This window comes from Streptomyces jeddahensis, from assembly GCF_001642995.1.
Taxonomy (GTDB): Bacteria; Actinomycetota; Actinomycetes; order Streptomycetales; family Streptomycetaceae; genus Streptomyces; species Streptomyces jeddahensis.
The window spans coordinates 66964-83118 of the sequence record NZ_LOHS01000070.1; the positions used below are offsets into that span (position 1 = coordinate 66964).

Here is a 16155-nt window from a genome sequence, read left to right on the forward strand (position 1 = left end):
CGTGCACACACTTCTCGCGCCTGTCCAGGGGGAGTTGGAGCCATGACCGACGGCGCCGTTGCCGACACCCGCCCGACGAAGATCGTGTACGTGGCCGAGGCCACGGCGCACGGCGGCCGCGACGGCTACGTCACCAGCCATGACGGGCAGCTGGACCTCAGAGTCGCGATGCCGCCCGCACTCGGCGGCGACGGACAGGGCACCAACCCGGAACAGCTCTTCGCCGCCGGGTACAGCGCCTGCTTCCACAGCGCCCTCGTGCTCGTGGGGCGCCGCGCCGGCTACGACCTGACCGGCTCCACGGTCGCCGCGAAGGTCGGCATCGGCCCCAACACCCAGCGCGGATACGGCCTCGCCGTCGCCCTCAATGTCTCGCTGCCCCTCCTCGACCAGGAGCGCGCGGCCGAGCTCGTGGACGCGGCACACGAGGTGTGCCCGTACTCGAACGCGACGCGCGGGAACGTCGACGTGTCGATCCTGCTCAGCTAGGCGCTCCGCTGGCTGTGCCGCGATGTGCCGTCGTTCGTCTGCGGCGCCGTCGTGGCTGGTCGCGCCCGCGCGGCGGAGCCGCATATGTCACAGCCCCGCGCCCCTTCGGGGCGCTGCCGAACTGCCGTACAGACGCGTCGCGTCCGCCGGTCAGCTCGCGCGTAGCATCAACCCGATCCCGACCACCATCAGACCTGCCGCCGCGATCCTCGGCGCCCCGAACCTCTCCTTGAAGAACAGGGCGCCGATCGCCGCGCCCACGATGATGCTGGACTCCCGCAGCGCCGCGATCGGCGCGAGTTCCGCCCGGGTCTGGGCCCACAGCACCAGGCCGTACGCCAGGACGGAGAGCGCCGCGCTGATCAGGCCGAGCGACGCGAACGGACGCAGCACGGCAACGAGTTCACCGCGCCACCGCCAGGCGGCGTACAGCGGGACGGGCAGGCCCTCCAGCGCCATCAGCCACGCGATGTAGCCCAGCGACGAGCCAGACGCCCGTACGCCCAGGCCGTCCACGACGGTGTACGCGGCGATGGACAGGCCCGTCGCCAGCGCCGCCCCGATCGCCGGCCACTCCGGGCGGCGGCCACGCAAGCCCCACAGCGCGACGCCGGTCAGCCCCGCGCAGGACAGGGCGATGCCCGCCGCCTGCCACGCGCCCGGTATCTCCTGGGCGAAGACCGCGGCCAGCACGGTCACCACCAGCGGCGCCGAGCCGCGCGCGATCGGATACGCCTGCCCGAAGTCGCCGAGCCTGAACGACCGCATGAGCAGCACGTAGTACACGATGTGCAGCACGACCGAGGCGATCAGATACGGCCAGGCGCCCGCCGCGGGCACGGGGACGAAAGGCACGGCGGCGAATCCGATGAGAGAGCCGCCGCCCGAGATCAGTGTGAAGCCGACCAGTTTGTCCGTGATGCGATGGGCGATGGCGTTCCAGCTCGCGTGAGTGACAGCCGCCAGAAGGACAGCGGCCGCGACCGCCGGCGTCACGCGGGCTGCTCGCGCACGTCCACCAGGGTGCCGCCCGCATGGGCGATGAGCGACTTGGGGTCCATCGGGAAGACGGTGTGCGGGGTGCCTGCCGCCGCCCACACCACGTCGTGGTCGAGCAGCGAACGGTCGGCGAGTACGCGGGTCTTGGTGCGGTGCCCGAAGGGCGGTACGCCGCCGATCGCGTACCCCGTCGTCTCCCGCACCAGGTCCGCCTTGGCGCGGTTGACCTTCTCCGCGCCCAGCTCACGCCGTACCAGCTCCACGTCGACGCGGGACGCGCCGTCCATCAGTACCAGGACCGGCACCCCGTCGGCCGCGAAGATGAGGGACTTGCAGATCTGGCTCAGCTCGCAGCCGATCGCGGCGGCGGCCTCGGCGGCCGTACGGGTCGCCTCGGGGAAGCGGCGGATCTGCGGGATGATCTCCTCGAGGCCCAGCTCGCCGATGGCCTCGGCGAATCGCGGGTGGGCGGCGGAGACCTCGGCGGATGCGGAGACCCCGGCGGAAGCATCGGAAGCGGTCATGAACGGCACGCTAGCGGTGGGTGTACGTGACACGCGAACGAGTTCCGGCCTCCGGGCGTCGGCTACGTCAGCTTCCTGCCCTGAGCACTGCCGCCACCAGCGGTCCCGCCGACTTGCCGCCCCGGCCCCCCTCCTGCATCACCGCCGCCGCGGCCAGGTCGCCGCGCCACGCGGTGAACCAGCCGTTGGGCTCCTTCTGGCCGTCGACCTCCGCGGAGCCCGTCTTGCCGCCGATGTCCGAGCCCAGACCCGCCATGGCCTCCGCGGCGGAGCCGGATGTCGCGGTGTAGTTCAGGAGTTCGTGCAGCTGCGCCTGAGCTGACGCGTCCAGCTTGCGCGGAGCGGTCGCGAGCGCCCGGTCGTCGACGTCGGGCGAGACCAGATACGGCTGCCGGAAGACGCCCGTCTTGGCCGTGGAGATGACGGACGCGACGTTGAGCGGGTTCATGCGTACGCCGCCCTGCCCGATGAGCGATGCCGCCTTCGGCGCGTCGCTCTGTACCGGTACGGCGCCGTCGAAGCTGGACACCCCGATCGACCAGTTGCCGAGCCCGAGCCCGAAGACCTGCTGGGCCTGCTTGGTCAGATCGTCGTCCTTCAGCTTCTCGGCCTGGGTGATGAAGGCCGTGTTGCAGGAGGCCGCGAAGCTCGAACGGAACGTACCGTTCTTGATCTCGAACTTCTCCACGTTCTGGAACTTCCAGCCGCCGTACGACGCATACTTGGGGCACGGATGCGGTTTGTCGATCGACGCGAGCCCCTTCTCCAGCAGCATCGACGCCGTCACGATCTTCATCGTGGAGCCGGGAGCCAGGGAGCCCTGGAACGCCGTGTTGAAGTTGGGGTTCGAGTTGGCGACGGCGAGGATCTCGCCGGTCGACGGCCTCATGACCACCACCGACGCCCGCTCCCGCTCGCCGACCTCCCGCTCGGCGGCGGCCTGGGCGGTCGCGCTGAGCGTGGTCTTCACCGTGCCGGGCGTGCCCTCGGACAGCGTCAGCAGTGTCTTGTCGGGCGTCTGCTCGCTCTTCTTCTCGCTCTCCTTGCGGACGATGCGCAGTTCGACCCCCGCCGTCCCCCCGGCCTTCTTGCCGTACTTCTCGCGCAACCCGTCCAGGACGGTCCCGAGGGAGGGGTACTTCGCCGCGGTGAGCTCGGTCCCGTCGCGGTCCACCGCCTTGATCGGCGGATCTCCGGCAGCACCCGTGACCAGCGTGTCGCCGTCCTTCAGGTCCGGGTGCACGACGGACGGCTGCCAGTGGACCAGCGCCTTGCCGTCCTCCGCGCGCCTGGCGACGGTGAGCTCGGACTCGTAGGCCAGGGGCTTGCTCTTGCCCTTGTACGCGACCGTGGCGGCGACCTTGAACGCCACCGTGGCGTCGGACGCCTTGCCGCGGGTCAGCGTCACCTCGTCGATGTGCGCGTCCTTGCGGTACCCGGTCAGCGCGGCCTGGGCCGCCGCTGTGTCGTCCGTGTACGCGGCGGCCTTCGCCGCGTCGCCCGACTGCCATGCGGTGAGGAACCCGTCGGCCGTGGCCCGCACCTCGGCGGCCGTCACCGGGCCCTTCTTGACCGTCTTCACGACGTTGCCGGCGGCGGAGCTCTCGCGCTTCGGCGCGTCGGACAGAAGGCTGTACGCGGCGAAGCCCGCGCCGCCCACGACCACTGCCACAGCCCCGCCGATCACGGCCGGGTGTGTTCCTCTGCGCGCGGCGCGCCTTCTCTTCCCCACGAGTCCTCCGCTGCTCCGGTCCCCCAAACGCCTCACCGAGGCACCCACACTAGGCCCTGTCGCCGCGAGGGGCGGCCCTCAGCCCCGGCCTCAGCCGCCCGCCAGCAGCACGTCCCTCACGATCGGGCCCGCCGTGTCCACGCCGTGCCCGCCCTCCTCGGTCATGGCGGCCGCTGCGATGTCGCCCCGGTATCCGGTGAACCAGCTGTTGGACGTGGCCTGGCCGTCGACCTCCGCGGAGCCGGTCTTCGCGCCGATGTCGCTGCCGAGACCGGCCATCACGCGCGTAGCGGTGCCCGTGGCGCTGGTGGCGGTGCGGTACATCATCTGCCGCAGCTGCGCGGCGGTGTCAGGGGCAAGGCCGCGGGCGGTTGCGAGTTCACGGTCGTCGAGCTTCTGGGGGACGATCACCGGCTGCCGGAAGACGCCCGTCTTGGCCGTCGCCGTGACCGACGCGATGTTGAGCGGGCTCATCTGGACCTGGCCCTGGCCGAGCATGTTGGCCGCCGTGTCGGGGCCGCCGGAGGCCGGGACGGAGCCGTCGAAGGACGCGATGCCGGTCTTCCAGTCGTCCCGCCCGAGACCGAAGCGCTCCTGGGCCTCCTTCGTGAGCGAGTCGACCTGCACCTCGTCCGCGTACTTCACGAACGCCGTGTTGCAGGAGCGCGCGAAGCTGTCCGCGAGCGTGGCGTTGTCGTTGGGCGTCATGCCCTTGAGGTTCTTGAAGGTCTGGCTCTGCCACGTCGCTGTGGGCGGGCACGGCGCCGGGCCGTTCATCGAGGTGACGTCGTTGTCGATCAGCATCGCCGCGCTGATGATCTTCATCGTGGAGCCGGGCGCGACCTCCCCCTGGAACGCCGCGTTGAACTCGCCCCATCCGTGGTTCGCCACCGCCAGCACCTCGCCGGTGCTCGGCTTCACGGCGACCACCGACGACTTGGCGAACTTCTTCACGGCCTTCTCGGCCGCGGCCTGGACGCTCGCGCTGAGCGTCGTCTGCAGCTTGCCCGGCGTGCCCTTGTCGAGCGTCAGCAGCGTCTCGTCCGGCACGTCCGCGTTCTCGTGCCGCACGGCCAGCTCGATGCCGGGCGTGCCGCCCGCCTCGTCGCCGTACCGCTTGCGCAGCTGGTCCAGGATCGGTCCCAGCGAGGGGTACTTCTCCGCGCTGAGCACCGTGCCGTTACGGTCCACCGCCTCGACCGGCGGCGCCGACGCCTCGCCCGTGACCAGCGTGTCGCCCTTCTCCAGGTCCGGGTGCACGACGGAAGGCTGCCAGTCGACGAGGGGCTTGCCGGTGGTGAGGCCGCGCACGACGGTCAGCCCGGTCTTGTACGACAAGGACTTGCTCTTCCCCTCGTACGAGACGGTGGCCTTGACCGAGAACGGCACGCTCGCGCCGTTCGCTGTGCCCGGTGTGACCTTCACCTCGGTGATGTGCGCGTCGTCGCGGTAGCCCGTGAGCGCGTCCTGTGCGGCCTGCTCGTTGTTCGTGAGGGCCGCGGCGCCCGCAGCGTCGCCCTTCTCCCACGCCGCGAAGAACTTCCGCGTGGTGTCGCGGATCTCCTCGCGGGTGAGCGGCCCGCTCTGCACCGCGCCCGGCTCGTCCCCGGACGTGTTCCCCCCGGTGACCGCGGTCACCAGGTTGTACGCGCCGTACCCCGCGCCCCCGACCATCACGGCGAACACTCCGCCGACCAGGGCGGCCTTTGCCCCATTGCGCATGCCGCGCTTCCCCTCCCCATTGCCCCGGACCGTCGGGAAGACGTTCACATGGGCGATCCCGAGGCAGCACTCTAAACGCAGGGGTAATCAACGGCACGTGAGTTGCTGGATGTTGCACGCAGTTCAGTCGGCGCTGAATGCCAGCATCGCGAGGAGGAGCATCCCGGCGACGACGACCACAGCGGCTCCCCCGATCACCGTCAGCGCAGTCCAGATGATGACCTTCAGCGCCTTCGTGTTCATCCCAGCTAGATCCAGGTGTCCAGCCACATCCGCGCCCGCCAGGAATCCATCGGGATCGGCTGGCCGGTGTAGATCGGCCAGAAGTAGATGAAGTTCCAGGCGATGAGCAGGACCAGCACGCCGGAGGCCGCCGCGCCCACGACCCGCCGTCGCTCCGACGATCCCGGTGGCCCGAGGATCGCGCCGATCATCATCGCCACGGCCAGGCACAGGAACGGCACGAAGACGACGGCGTAGAAGAAGAAGATGGTCCGTTCCTGGTACATGAACCACGGCAGATAACCGGCCGCGACACCGCATGCGATCGCGCCCGCGCGCCAGTCGCGCCGGAAGAACCAGCGCCACAGCACGTACAGGATCGCGAAGCAGGCCGCCCACCACAGCAGCGGCGTGCCGAGCGCCAGGACCTCGCGGGCGCACTTCTCTCCCGCGTCGGCGGCGCAGCCGTCCCTGCCAGGCATCGGGTCCTCGTAGAAGTACGAGACGGGACGGCCGAGGACGAGCCAGCTCCACGGGTTCGACTGGTACGTGTGCGGCGAGCTCAGGCCGACGTGGAACTCGTACACCTCGTGCTCGTAGTGCCACAGGCTGCGCAGCCAGTCCGGCAGCCAGGTGAAGCTGCCGCCCTTGCCGTCCGTCGCCGCCCAGTTGCGGAAGTACCCGCCGGTGCCGTCGTCCGGCGAGAGGATCCAGCCCAGCCAGGACAGCAGATACGTCGCCACGGCGACCGGCACGGTCGACAGGAACGCCCAGCCCAGGTCCCGCCTGAACACGGCCGTGTACGGCCGCTCGGCACCCGCGACGCGGCGCGCGGCCACGTCCCACCACACGGACATCAGGGCGAACGCGGCCAGGATGTACAGGCCGTTCCACTTCGTGGCGAGCGCCAGTCCCAGGCACAGCCCGGCCGCCAGCCGCCACGGCCGCCAGCCGTGCCGCAGCGACTCGGCGATCCCGGTGTCGGGGCGCGCGGTGCCGTCGGGGCCGACGGGCAGCGCGGCGGCGAACCGTGCCCGCGCCCTGTCGCGGTCGACGATGAGGCAGCCGAACGCCGCCAGCACGAAGAACATCAGCACCTGGTCGAGCAGCGCGGTGCGGCTCATCACGAAGTGCAGGCCGTCCACGGCCATCAGGGCGCCGGCCAGGCACCCGAGGAACGTGGAGCGGAAGAGCCGCCGCCCGATACGGCACAGCATCAGCACGGACAGCGTGCCGAGCACGGCCGTCATGAACCGCCAGCCGAACGGGTCGAACCCGAACAGCCATTCGCCGATGCCGATGACGTACTTGCCGACCGGCGGATGCACGACATAGGCCGCGTCCGACGGAAGGGTGATCGCATCGCCGTTCTGCAGGATCTGGTCGTTGGCCTCCTTGGGCCAGTTCACCTCGAACCCGCGGTGGATGAGCGCCCACGCGTCCTTGGCGTAGTAGGTCTCGTCGAATATCACGGCCTTCGGGCTGCCGAGGTTCCAGAACCGCATGAGGCCCGCGACGAGCGTGACGAGCAGCGGGCCCAGCCACGCCGACCAGCGCACCAGCAGGTCCGCGAGGTCCTTCGGCACCCCCAGCGCAGCCCACAGGCGGGGGCTGGGCCGGGTGTAGGGAGGCACCAGCCGGTCGCGGACGTCGGTCGCGGTCCGCGGTGCGTAGCCGAATCGGCGCAGCCGCAGCTGCCACGACGGCGGTCGCTGGTCGGTGGCCTGGCCCTGCCGGGTGTCCGTGGAGGACGCGGTACTGGTCACCGCGCCATCGTAGGGAACCGTTCTGTGCGACACCCGTGGACGGGCCTGATCCGGCCCGACCGGTCGGCATTCAGGCCTGACCGGCCGGGCCCGGCGGGCCCCTGCGAGGATGGAACGGTGACAGGAACCAGCCCCCACGGCACTCTCGTACTCGCCGGAACGCCCATCGGGGACGTGGCCGACGCGCCGCCCCGGCTCGCCGAGGAGCTGGCCTCCGCGGACGTCGTCGCGGCCGAGGACACCCGGCGGCTGCGGCGGCTCACCCAGGCGCTCGGCGTCCAGCCGACCGGGCGGATCGTGTCGTACTTCGAGGGCAACGAGTCCGCGCGCACCCCCGAGCTCGTCGAGGCCCTAGTGGGCGGGGCGCGGGTGCTGCTGGTGACCGACGCGGGCATGCCGTCCGTGTCCGACCCGGGATACCGGCTGGTCGCGGCCGCCGTCGAGAAGGACATCCGGGTCACCGCGGTTCCGGGCCCGTCCGCCGTGCTCACCGCGCTCGCGCTGTCCGGGCTGCCCGTCGACCGGTTCTGCTTCGAGGGCTTCCTGCCGCGCAAGGCGGGCGAGCGGCTCTCGCGGCTCAAGGAGGTCGCCGACGAGCGCAGGACCCTCGTCTACTTCGAGGCGCCGCACCGGCTCGACGACACCCTCGCCGCCATGGCCGAGGCCTTCGGCGCGGACCGCCGCGCCGCCGTGTGCCGGGAGCTCACCAAGACGTACGAGGAGGTCAGGCGCGGGTCGCTGGGCGAGCTCGCCGCGTGGGCCGCCGAGGGCGTACGCGGGGAGATCACCGTCGTCGTCGAGGGCGCGCCCGAGAAGGGCGCGGAGGAACTCGACGCCGACGAGCTGGTGCGCCGGGTGCGGGTGCGCGAGGAGGCGGGGGAGCGGCGCAAGGAGGCGATCGCCGCGGTCGCGGCCGAGGCGGGGGTGCCCAAGCGCGAGGTCTTCGATGCCGTGGTCGCGGCGAAGAACGCGGATCGGCGGACCTGATGAACCGGGCCTCATGAACCGGACCTCATGAACGGGCAAAGGGCCAAGCCGCAGGGCAAAGCGCAAGCCGCGCACCAGGCGCTTTCTCCATGGAACGGCCAAAACCGCCCCAACACTTGACAGGTCTCGTGCACGCGCGCCGGGAAGGGCGTCCACTGGTGTGAGGGGACGCACCCGTCCCCCCACCCCCGGATGCGGGGATTTTTCGCCGCTTCCGGGAGTGCCGGAATTGCTTGTCCATCGGACAAGAGGAGCTGGCATGAGTGAGATAGCAGGGACCGGCCACCACACCACGGCCCCCGTCGTCCACGAGTCGTACTCGTTCGCCTGTATGCGCTGCGGACACGGCTGGGAGCAGTCGTACGTCCTGGAGCACCACTTCGACGCGGACGGCACTGAATTCTTGATGTACATGGTCGACGGGCAGCGGGTCCCCTCACCGCTGACCAGCCCCACCTGCCAGAACTGCGGCGGCCACATCGTGCGGATCATGCGGGCCGGGCAGGTGTCCTCGGTACTGGAGTCGATGCGGCGCAACCACGTCCCGCAGCAGCCGGATCCCGCCGGCGAGGAGAGCGTCCCCGGCGCCCCCAAGGAGCACCACTGGCACCTCTCCGATCTGCTGCACGCGTTCCACCGCAAGGCCGGCTGACCGATCCCCTTTCGTAGGATCGGGGGCATGCCTTCGAAAGCCGACGCAGACGCCGCTCCTCCGCTCCCGGAGCCGCTCCGGGTGCCCGTCGCGGACTCGCACACCCATCTCGACATGCAGTCCGGCACGGTCGAGGAGGGCCTCGCCAAGGCCGCGTCGGTGGGCGTGACCACGGTCGTCCAGGTCGGCTGCGACATCCGCGGCTCGCGGTGGGCGGCGGAGACGGCGGCCGCATACGAGGGCGTGTGGGCGACGGTGGCCCTGCACCCGAACGAGGCGCCGCGCATCGTCCACGGTGACCCGGACGGCTGGTCGAGGCAGGGCGCCCGGCAGGGGGGAGGAGATGCGGCCCTCGACGACGCGCTCGCCGAGATCGACCGGCTCGCCGCGCTCCCACAGGTCAGGGGCGTCGGCGAGACCGGCCTCGACTACTTCCGCACCGGGCCCGAGGGCAAGGAAGCGCAGGAGAAGTCCTTCCGCGCCCACATCGAGATGGCCAAGCGCCACGGCAAGGCCCTCGTCATCCACGACCGCGACGCCCACAACGACGTGCTGCGCATCCTCAAGGAGGAGGGCGCGCCCGAGCGCACGGTCTTCCACTGCTACTCCGGCGACGCCGAGATGGCCCGGATCTGCGCCGAGAACGGCTACTTCATGTCGTTCGCCGGCAACGTCACCTTCAAGAACGCCCAGCCGCTGCGCGACGCTCTCGCCGTCGCCCCGCTGGAGCTGGTGCTCGTGGAGACCGACGCCCCCTATCTGACCCCCGCCCCGTACCGCGGACGGCCCAATGCGCCGTATCTGATTCCCCTCACTCTGCGCGCCATGGCGGAGGTGAAGGGCGTCTCCGAGGACGTCCTGGCGACGGCCGTATCCGCCAATACGGCCCGGGCGTTCGGCTACTGACGGACGGTTCGCCGGTCCCGTCTCCCGGCACGACATCGTTCGCCACGGCCGCGACACCGCGTATCCGCGTTGCTTGGGAGAGTGACGATGCTCGGTTAGGTTCTGACCCCGATCAGGACCCCTGGAGCGTCACGTGAGCAATGCGCAGGACGAGACGTACGGTACGGCGGGGGGATGCGCCGAATCCGCGGCCCGGTGCGGCCCGCGGCTCGGCGGACGCGTGGCGGCCCGGCACGCCGCGCGCCACAGGAAGGCAGCCGAACGGCACGACACGCTGCGCCGCATCGTGCCGCAGGCGCTCGTCGTGGCCTTACTGGCGGGCGGCACCACCGCGTTCGTCGCCGACGACAAGGTGGTCCAGCTGACCGTCGACGGGCGACCGCGCACCCTGCACACCTTCGCCGACAGCGTCGGCGAGCTGCTCGCCGGTGAAGGGCTGGACGTCGGCGACCACGACATCGTGGCGCCCGCACCCTCGACCGCGCTGTCCGGCGGCGACGAGGTCGTCGTCCGCTTCGGCCGGCTGATGCACCTCACTCTCGACGGACAGCGGCGCAGCCTCTGGACGACGGCAGGGACAGTCGACGAAGCCCTCCGCCAGCTCAGGGTGCGAGCGGAGGGCGCGTATCTCTCCGCCTCCCGCTCCGAGCCGATCGGCCGACGCGGCCTGCGGCTCGACGTACGCACGAAACGTACGGTCACGATCATGGCCGACGGGCTGGAGTGGACCTTCCCCACGAACGCGGCGACGGTCCGCGAGGCCGTCGAGAAGGCCGGGATCCGGCTGAGCGGCGAGGACACCACGTCCGCGGCGCCCGGCAGCTTCCCGTACGACGGCCAGAGGATCACGGTCCTGCGCGTCACCGGGGGCCGGGAGGTGCGCGAGGAGCCCATCCCGTTCGAGGTGGAGAAGACCTCGGACCCCACGCTGTTCCGCGGCACGGAGGTCGTGGAGCGGGCCGGGCGGCAGGGCACGCGCCGGGTCACCTACGCCCTGCGCACCGTCAACGGCGTCAGGCAGCAGCCCCGGCCGGTCAGGTCCGAGGTACTGCGGGCACCCGAGACGCGGCTCGTGAGGGTCGGCACCCGGGCGCTGCCCACGTCCGTCGAGGGCGCCGAGGGCCTCAACTGGGACGCACTCGCCCGGTGCGAGTCGGGCGGCCGCCCCCGCGTGGTGGACCCGTCGGGCAGATACGGGGGCCTCTACCAGTTCGACCGCCGCACCTGGCGCTCGGTCGGCGGCACGGGCCGCCCCCAGGACGCCACCCCCGCAGAACAGACGTACAGGGCCAAAAAACTCTACGTAAGCCGAGGCACCAACCCCTGGCCCCACTGCGGCCGCCGCTTGTATCGATAGTGGTGTCCCGTCGTGGGCAATCGTTCCGCAGGGCGGAACGGGTGGGCACAACACCACGACGACGGGTGCCCCGAAGCGATAGGGCACCCAAGCAATCCGCACCCCCGGAGGGCCCACGTACCCTGGGGCGGTGAGCACGCCCCACCCCGACGCCCTCCTAGGCCCCGCCGACATCCGCGAACTGGCCGCCACCCTGGGCGTACGCCCGACCAAACAACGAGGCCAGAACTTCGTCATCGACGCCAACACGGTCCGCCGAATCGTCCGCACCGCGGACGTCCGCCCGGACGACGTCGTCGTCGAGGTCGGCCCGGGCCTCGGCTCGCTGACACTGGCGCTGCTCGAGGCGGCGGACCGCGTCACGGCCGTCGAGATCGACGACGTCCTGGCGGCCGCGCTCCCCGCGACCATCGCCGCCCGCATGCCCGCGAAGGCGGACCGCTTCGCGCTGGTCCACAGCGACGCGATGCACGTGACCGAGCTGCCGGGCCCGGCCCCGACCGCCCTCGTCGCGAACCTTCCGTACAACGTCGCCGTCCCGGTGCTGCTGCACATGCTCGATACCTTCCCGACCATCGAGCGCACGCTCGTCATGGTCCAGTCGGAAGTCGCCGACCGGCTCGCCGCCGCGCCCGGCTCGAAGGTGTACGGCGTGCCGTCGGTCAAGGCCAACTGGTACGCCGAGGTGAAGCGGGCGGGCGCCATCGGACGCAACGTGTTCTGGCCGGCGCCGAACGTGGACAGCGGCCTGGTGTCCCTCGTACGGCGGCCGAAGCCGCTCGCCACCACGGCCTCGAAGAAAGAGGTCTTCGCTGTCGTCGACGCGGCCTTCGCCCAGCGCCGTAAGACGCTGCGGGCGGCGCTGGCGGGCTGGGCCGGGTCGGCCGCGGCGGCCGAGGCGGCGCTGGTCGCGGCGGGTGTCTCGCCGCAGGCGCGCGGCGAGTCGCTGACGGTCGAGGAGTTCGCGCGGATCGCGGAGAACAAGCAGCCTGTGGACAACGAGGGAAGCGCGTAAGTGAAGGGCAACGTGAGCGTCACCGTACGGGTGCCGGCCAAGGTCAACGTCCAGCTGGCGGTGGGAGCCCCGCGCTCCGACGGCTTCCACGACCTGGCGAACGTGTTCCTCGCGGTCGGGCTGTACGACGAGGTGACGGTGGAGCCGTCGGACGGCGGTCTGCGGCTGACGTGCTCGGGCCCGGACGCGGACCAGGTGCCGCTCGACCGTACGAACCTGGCGGCCCGGGCGGCCATCGCACTCGCCGCCCGCCACGGGCTCGGTGAACCCGGCGTGCACATCCACATCGCCAAGGACATCCCCGTCGCGGGCGGCATGGCGGGCGGCAGCGCCGACGCCGCGGGCGCCCTGCTCGCCTGCGACGCACTCTGGGGCACCGAGACGCCCCGCGACGACCTGCTCGCGATCTGCGCCGAGCTGGGCAGCGACGTGCCGTTCAGCCTGGTCGGCGGGGCCGCACTCGGCCGTGGAAGGGGCGAGCTGCTGACGCCGCTGGAGGTGGGCGGCGCCTTCCACTGGGTGTTCGCGGTCGCGGACGGCGGGCTGTCGACCCCGGCGGTGTACGCGGAGTTCGACCGGCTCACGGAGGGCGTCGCCGTCCCGGAGCCCGAGGCATCGCCCGCCCTGCTCGAGGCGCTGCGCACCGGCGATCCCTCCGCGCTCGCCGCCGCCCTCGCCAACGACCTTCAGCCTGCCGCGCTGTCGCTGCGCCCGTCGCTTGCCGAGACCCTGCGCGCGGGCACGGAGGCCGGTGCCCTGGCGGCGCTGGTCTCGGGCTCCGGCCCGACGACCGCCTTCCTGACGAAGGACGCCGAGTCGGCGACGGCGGTGGCGGAGGCGCTGATCGCCTCCGCCACCTGTCGTACGGCACGGGTCGCGGTGTCCCCGGCACCCGGGGCCACGGTGCTCTGACAAAGGCTGTGGCGAGGGCGAGCGGTCAGCGCGGTCCGTCGCACCCGTACTCTGGGAAGTCGGTCGATCCCCCGGAGCAGGAGCGAAATGGCGGTCAATCTCGTCAATGTCGAAGCAGTCAGCAAGGTGTACGGCACCCGTGCACTGCTCGACGGCGTGTCCCTCGGCGTCTCCGAGGGGGATCGGATCGGTGTCGTCGGGCGCAACGGCGACGGCAAGACCACGCTGATCCGGATGCTCGCCAAGCTGGAGGAGGCCGACACCGGGCGCGTCACGCACAGCGGCGGTCTCCGCATCGGCGTACTCACGCAGCACGACTCGCTCGACCCCGAGGCGACCGTGCGGCACGAGGTCATCGGCGATCTGGCCGACCACCAGTGGGCGGGCAACGCCAAGATCCGCGACGTCCTGACGGGCCTCTTCGGCGGCCTCGACCTGCCCGGGTTCGAGCGCGGCCTGGACACCGTCATCGGCCCGCTCTCCGGTGGCGAGCGGCGGCGCATCGCGCTCGCCAAGCTGCTCATCGCCGAGCAGGACCTGATCGTCCTCGACGAGCCCACCAACCACCTCGACGTCGAGGGCATCGCCTGGCTCGCCGCCCATCTGCAGGCCCGCCGCTCGGCGCTCGTCTGCGTCACGCACGACCGGTGGTTCCTCGACCAGGTCTGCACCCGCATGTGGGACGTCCAGCGCGGCACGGTCTACGAGTACGAGGGCGGCTACTCCGACTACGTCTTCGCGCGGGCCGAGCGCGAGCGCATCGCGGCGACCGAGGAGGCCAAGCGGCAGAACCTCGTCCGCAAGGAGCTCGCCTGGCTGCGGCGCGGCGCCCCCGCCCGTACGTCCAAGCCGCGGTTCCGCGTCGAGGCCGCCAACGAACTGATCGCGGACGTGCCGCCGCCGCGCGACAGCAGCGAGCTGATGAAGTTCGCGTCCTCCCGGCTCGGCAAAACCGTGTTCGACCTCGAGGACGTGACCGTGCAGGCCGGGCCGAAGGTGCTGCTGAAGCATCTGACCTGGCAGCTCGGCCCGGGCGACCGCATCGGCCTGGTGGGCGTGAACGGCGCGGGCAAGACCTCGCTGCTGCGGGCCATGGCGGACGCGGCCCGCTCGGACGGCGAGCAGCAGCCGGCGGCCGGCCGGGTCGTCGTCGGCAAGACCGTGAAGCTCGCCTACCTCTCCCAGGAGGTCGCCGAGCTCGACCCGACCTGGCGGGTGCTTGAGGCAGTGCAGCAGGTGCGCGACCGGGTCGACCTCGGCAAGGGCCGCGAACTGACCGCGGGCCAGCTCTGCGAGACGTTCGGCTTCGGCAAGGAGAAGCAGTGGACGCCGGTCGGCGACCTCTCCGGCGGTGAGCGGCGGCGGCTGCAGCTGCTGCGCCTGCTGATGGACGAGCCGAACGTCCTCTTCCTCGACGAGCCCACCAACGACCTCGACATCGAGACGCTCACCCAGCTCGAGGACCTCCTCGACGGCTGGCCCGGCTCGATGATCGTGATCTCCCACGACCGGTTCTTCATCGAGCGGACCACGGACCGGGTGTTCGCGCTGCTCGGCGACGCGACGCTGCGGATGCTGCCGCGCGGCATCGACGAGTACCTGGAGCGGCGCCACCGTATGGCAGAGGCGGCCGCAGCGGCCACCCCGGCTCCCCAGCCGTCGACTCCCCAGGAGAAGACTGTCTCGGCCGCCGACGCCCGCGCCGCCAAGAAGGAACTCCAGAAGATCGAGCGTCAGTTGGACCGGATCTCGGAGAAGGAGTCCAAGCTGCACGCCGCCATCGCGGAGAACGCGACGGACTTCGAGAAGGTCGCCGGCCTCGACGCTGAACTGCGCGAACTGGTCGGCGAGCGCGAGGAGCTGGAGCTGCGCTGGCTGGAGCTCGCGGAGAACGCCTGACGAAGTACGCCGAACGGCCCCGCTCCCCGGGAGCGGGGCCGCTCCCGTGTCCTGCTTGTTCTCGCCTCGTCACCGGTGGATGTGGGATTTCCGCATTCCGGGGCACTTTCCCCAGTAGGGGGCGCGCGACGTCGAACAAGCGTGTAGCTTCCGATGAACGGAGACCGGGGGGCCTCCGGATCCGTGGGGGGATCAGTGGGGGGAACTGGGGGGTTCTCGATGGGTGTGCGTCTCATGGTGGTCGACGATCACCGATTGCTCGCCGAGGCGCTCGCATCGGCGTTGAAGCTGCGCGGGCACCGGGTGCTCGCCGCCGCCGCGCCCGCGGCCGGGGCGGCGGAGCTGGTCATCAGCAGGGCGCCGGAGGTGTGTCTGATCGGTACGGCGACGCCTGCGGAACCGGGAATCTTCGACCCGGTGGTGAAGATCAAGCGGGAGCGGCCGCAGGTGGCCGTCCTGGTCCTGGGGCCCGTGCCGTCGCCGCGCGGGATCGCCGCGGCCTTCGCGGCCGGCGCCTCCGGCTACGTACGGCATGACGAGCGGATCGAGGGCGTCGAGCGGGCGATCATGAAGGCGCGGGCGGGGGAGGCAGCGGTGGCGCCGCAGCTGCTGCACGGCGCCTTCAGCGAGCTGCTCAATCCGGCGGCCCAGCCGGACGACGAGGGGCAGCGGCTGCTTGAGATGCTGACGCCGCGTGAGATCGAGGTGCTGGTGCGGGTCGCGGACGGTGAGGACACCCGGCTGATCGCGGCGGGGATGGGGATCGCGACGAGCACGGCGCGTACGCATGTGCAGCGGGTGCTGATGAAGCTCGGGGTCGGTTCGCGCCTTGAGGCGGCGGCGCTCGCGGCGCGCACCGGGCTGCTGGACCGCGCGGGCCCGGCGCCGGGCATCGTGCCGAACCCGCCCGGTGCACCGCGTGCCCTGGATACGCCGACGGGGCCGGAGTCACCGTCAGCGCAGTGAACTCCGG

Annotated in this window: 14 protein-coding genes; 9 read left to right on the plus strand and 5 right to left on the minus strand. The window is 71.5% G+C overall.

The genetic code is table 11. The annotated features are described in order from the left end of the window. Positions 1 to 42: 42 nt before the first annotated feature. On the plus strand, positions 43 to 489 hold the full coding sequence (locus STSP_RS12425) for an organic hydroperoxide resistance protein (RefSeq protein ID WP_067276036.1): 447 nt from the start codon (positions 43 to 45) through the stop codon (positions 487 to 489). A gap of 150 nt (positions 490 to 639) precedes the next feature. On the opposite strand, the gene STSP_RS12430 is transcribed toward STSP_RS12425, so the two are convergent. From STSP_RS12430 to STSP_RS12450, 5 genes are all read right to left on the minus strand, one after another. Next, positions 640 to 1485, minus strand: coding sequence for a DMT family transporter (locus tag STSP_RS12430; protein WP_067276038.1), 846 nt, complete (start codon positions 1483 to 1485; stop codon positions 640 to 642). Then, positions 1482 to 2012, minus strand: coding sequence for a YbaK/EbsC family protein (locus tag STSP_RS12435; RefSeq protein ID WP_067276253.1), 531 nt, complete (start codon positions 2010 to 2012; stop codon positions 1482 to 1484). The genes STSP_RS12430 and STSP_RS12435 overlap by 4 nt, the downstream gene beginning before the upstream one ends. A gap of 67 nt (positions 2013 to 2079) precedes the next feature. Further along, complete coding sequence (locus STSP_RS12440; protein ID WP_408646277.1) at positions 2080 to 3699, minus strand: penicillin-binding transpeptidase domain-containing protein; 1620 nt, start codon at positions 3697 to 3699, stop codon at positions 2080 to 2082. 135 nt (positions 3700 to 3834) lie between these two features. After that, complete coding sequence (locus STSP_RS12445) at positions 3835 to 5466, minus strand: penicillin-binding transpeptidase domain-containing protein (RefSeq protein ID WP_067276256.1); 1632 nt, start codon at positions 5464 to 5466, stop codon at positions 3835 to 3837. A 248-nt stretch (positions 5467 to 5714) separates the two neighbouring features. Continuing rightward, positions 5715 to 7454 carry a dolichyl-phosphate-mannose--protein mannosyltransferase gene (locus STSP_RS12450; RefSeq protein WP_067276041.1) on the minus strand — a complete coding sequence of 580 codons (1740 nt, stop codon included), beginning with the start codon at positions 7452 to 7454 and terminating at the stop codon, positions 5715 to 5717. 117 nt (positions 7455 to 7571) lie between these two features. On the opposite strand from STSP_RS12450, the gene rsmI reads away from it, so the two are divergent. The 8 genes from rsmI (at position 7572) to STSP_RS12490 (ending at position 16148) form a co-directional block, all read left to right on the plus strand. Beyond that, positions 7572 to 8441: a 16S rRNA (cytidine(1402)-2'-O)-methyltransferase gene (gene rsmI / locus STSP_RS12455; protein WP_067276043.1), complete on the plus strand. Its 870-nt coding sequence runs from the start codon at positions 7572 to 7574 to the stop codon at positions 8439 to 8441. 259 nt (positions 8442 to 8700) lie between these two features. Further along, the gene (locus STSP_RS12460; protein WP_067276045.1) at positions 8701 to 9093 is read left to right on the plus strand and encodes a hypothetical protein; all 393 of its coding nucleotides are present in this window, start codon (positions 8701 to 8703) and stop codon (positions 9091 to 9093) included. Between the two features lie 27 nt (positions 9094 to 9120). Further along, positions 9121 to 9999, plus strand: a complete 879-nt coding sequence (locus STSP_RS12465) for a TatD family hydrolase (protein ID WP_067276046.1) — start codon at positions 9121 to 9123, stop codon at positions 9997 to 9999. Between the two features lie 133 nt (positions 10000 to 10132). After that, positions 10133 to 11356, plus strand: a complete 1224-nt coding sequence (locus tag STSP_RS12470) for a resuscitation-promoting factor (RefSeq protein ID WP_232789610.1) — start codon at positions 10133 to 10135, stop codon at positions 11354 to 11356. Positions 11357 to 11486: 130 nt separating this feature from the next. Continuing rightward, positions 11487 to 12371, plus strand: coding sequence for a 16S rRNA (adenine(1518)-N(6)/adenine(1519)-N(6))-dimethyltransferase RsmA (rsmA, locus tag STSP_RS12475; protein WP_067276048.1), 885 nt, complete (start codon positions 11487 to 11489; stop codon positions 12369 to 12371). A gap of 12 nt (positions 12372 to 12383) precedes the next feature. Next, positions 12384 to 13283, plus strand: a complete 900-nt coding sequence (locus STSP_RS12480; protein ID WP_067276258.1) for a 4-(cytidine 5'-diphospho)-2-C-methyl-D-erythritol kinase — start codon at positions 12384 to 12386, stop codon at positions 13281 to 13283. 87 nt (positions 13284 to 13370) lie between these two features. Further along, entirely contained in the window at positions 13371 to 15182 is a 1812-nt protein-coding gene (locus STSP_RS12485) for an ABC-F family ATP-binding cassette domain-containing protein (RefSeq protein ID WP_067276050.1), read from the plus strand. A 219-nt stretch (positions 15183 to 15401) separates the two neighbouring features. Continuing rightward, complete coding sequence (locus tag STSP_RS12490) at positions 15402 to 16148, plus strand: helix-turn-helix transcriptional regulator (RefSeq protein ID WP_067276063.1); 747 nt, start codon at positions 15402 to 15404, stop codon at positions 16146 to 16148. Positions 16149 to 16155: the final 7 nt, after the last annotated feature.

What these genes read in the sequence shown, in the direction of transcription:
- STSP_RS12485 (WP_067276050.1), top strand. Translation starts at nt 13,371, where the DNA reads ATGGCGGTCAATCTCGTCAATGTCGAAGCAGTCAGCAAGGTGTACGGC.
- STSP_RS12460 (WP_067276045.1), top strand. Translation starts at nt 8,701, where the DNA reads ATGAGTGAGATAGCAGGGACCGGCCACCACACCACGGCCCCCGTCGTC.
- STSP_RS12490 (WP_067276063.1), top strand. Translation starts at nt 15,402, where the DNA reads ATGGGTGTGCGTCTCATGGTGGTCGACGATCACCGATTGCTCGCCGAG.
- STSP_RS12425 (WP_067276036.1), top strand. Translation starts at nt 43, where the DNA reads ATGACCGACGGCGCCGTTGCCGACACCCGCCCGACGAAGATCGTGTAC.
- STSP_RS12435 (WP_067276253.1), bottom strand. Translation starts at nt 2,012, where the DNA reads ATGACCGCTTCCGATGCTTCCGCCGGGGTCTCCGCATCCGCCGAGGTC.
- STSP_RS12445 (WP_067276256.1), bottom strand. Translation starts at nt 5,466, where the DNA reads ATGCGCAATGGGGCAAAGGCCGCCCTGGTCGGCGGAGTGTTCGCCGTG.
- STSP_RS12465 (WP_067276046.1), top strand. Translation starts at nt 9,121, where the DNA reads ATGCCTTCGAAAGCCGACGCAGACGCCGCTCCTCCGCTCCCGGAGCCG.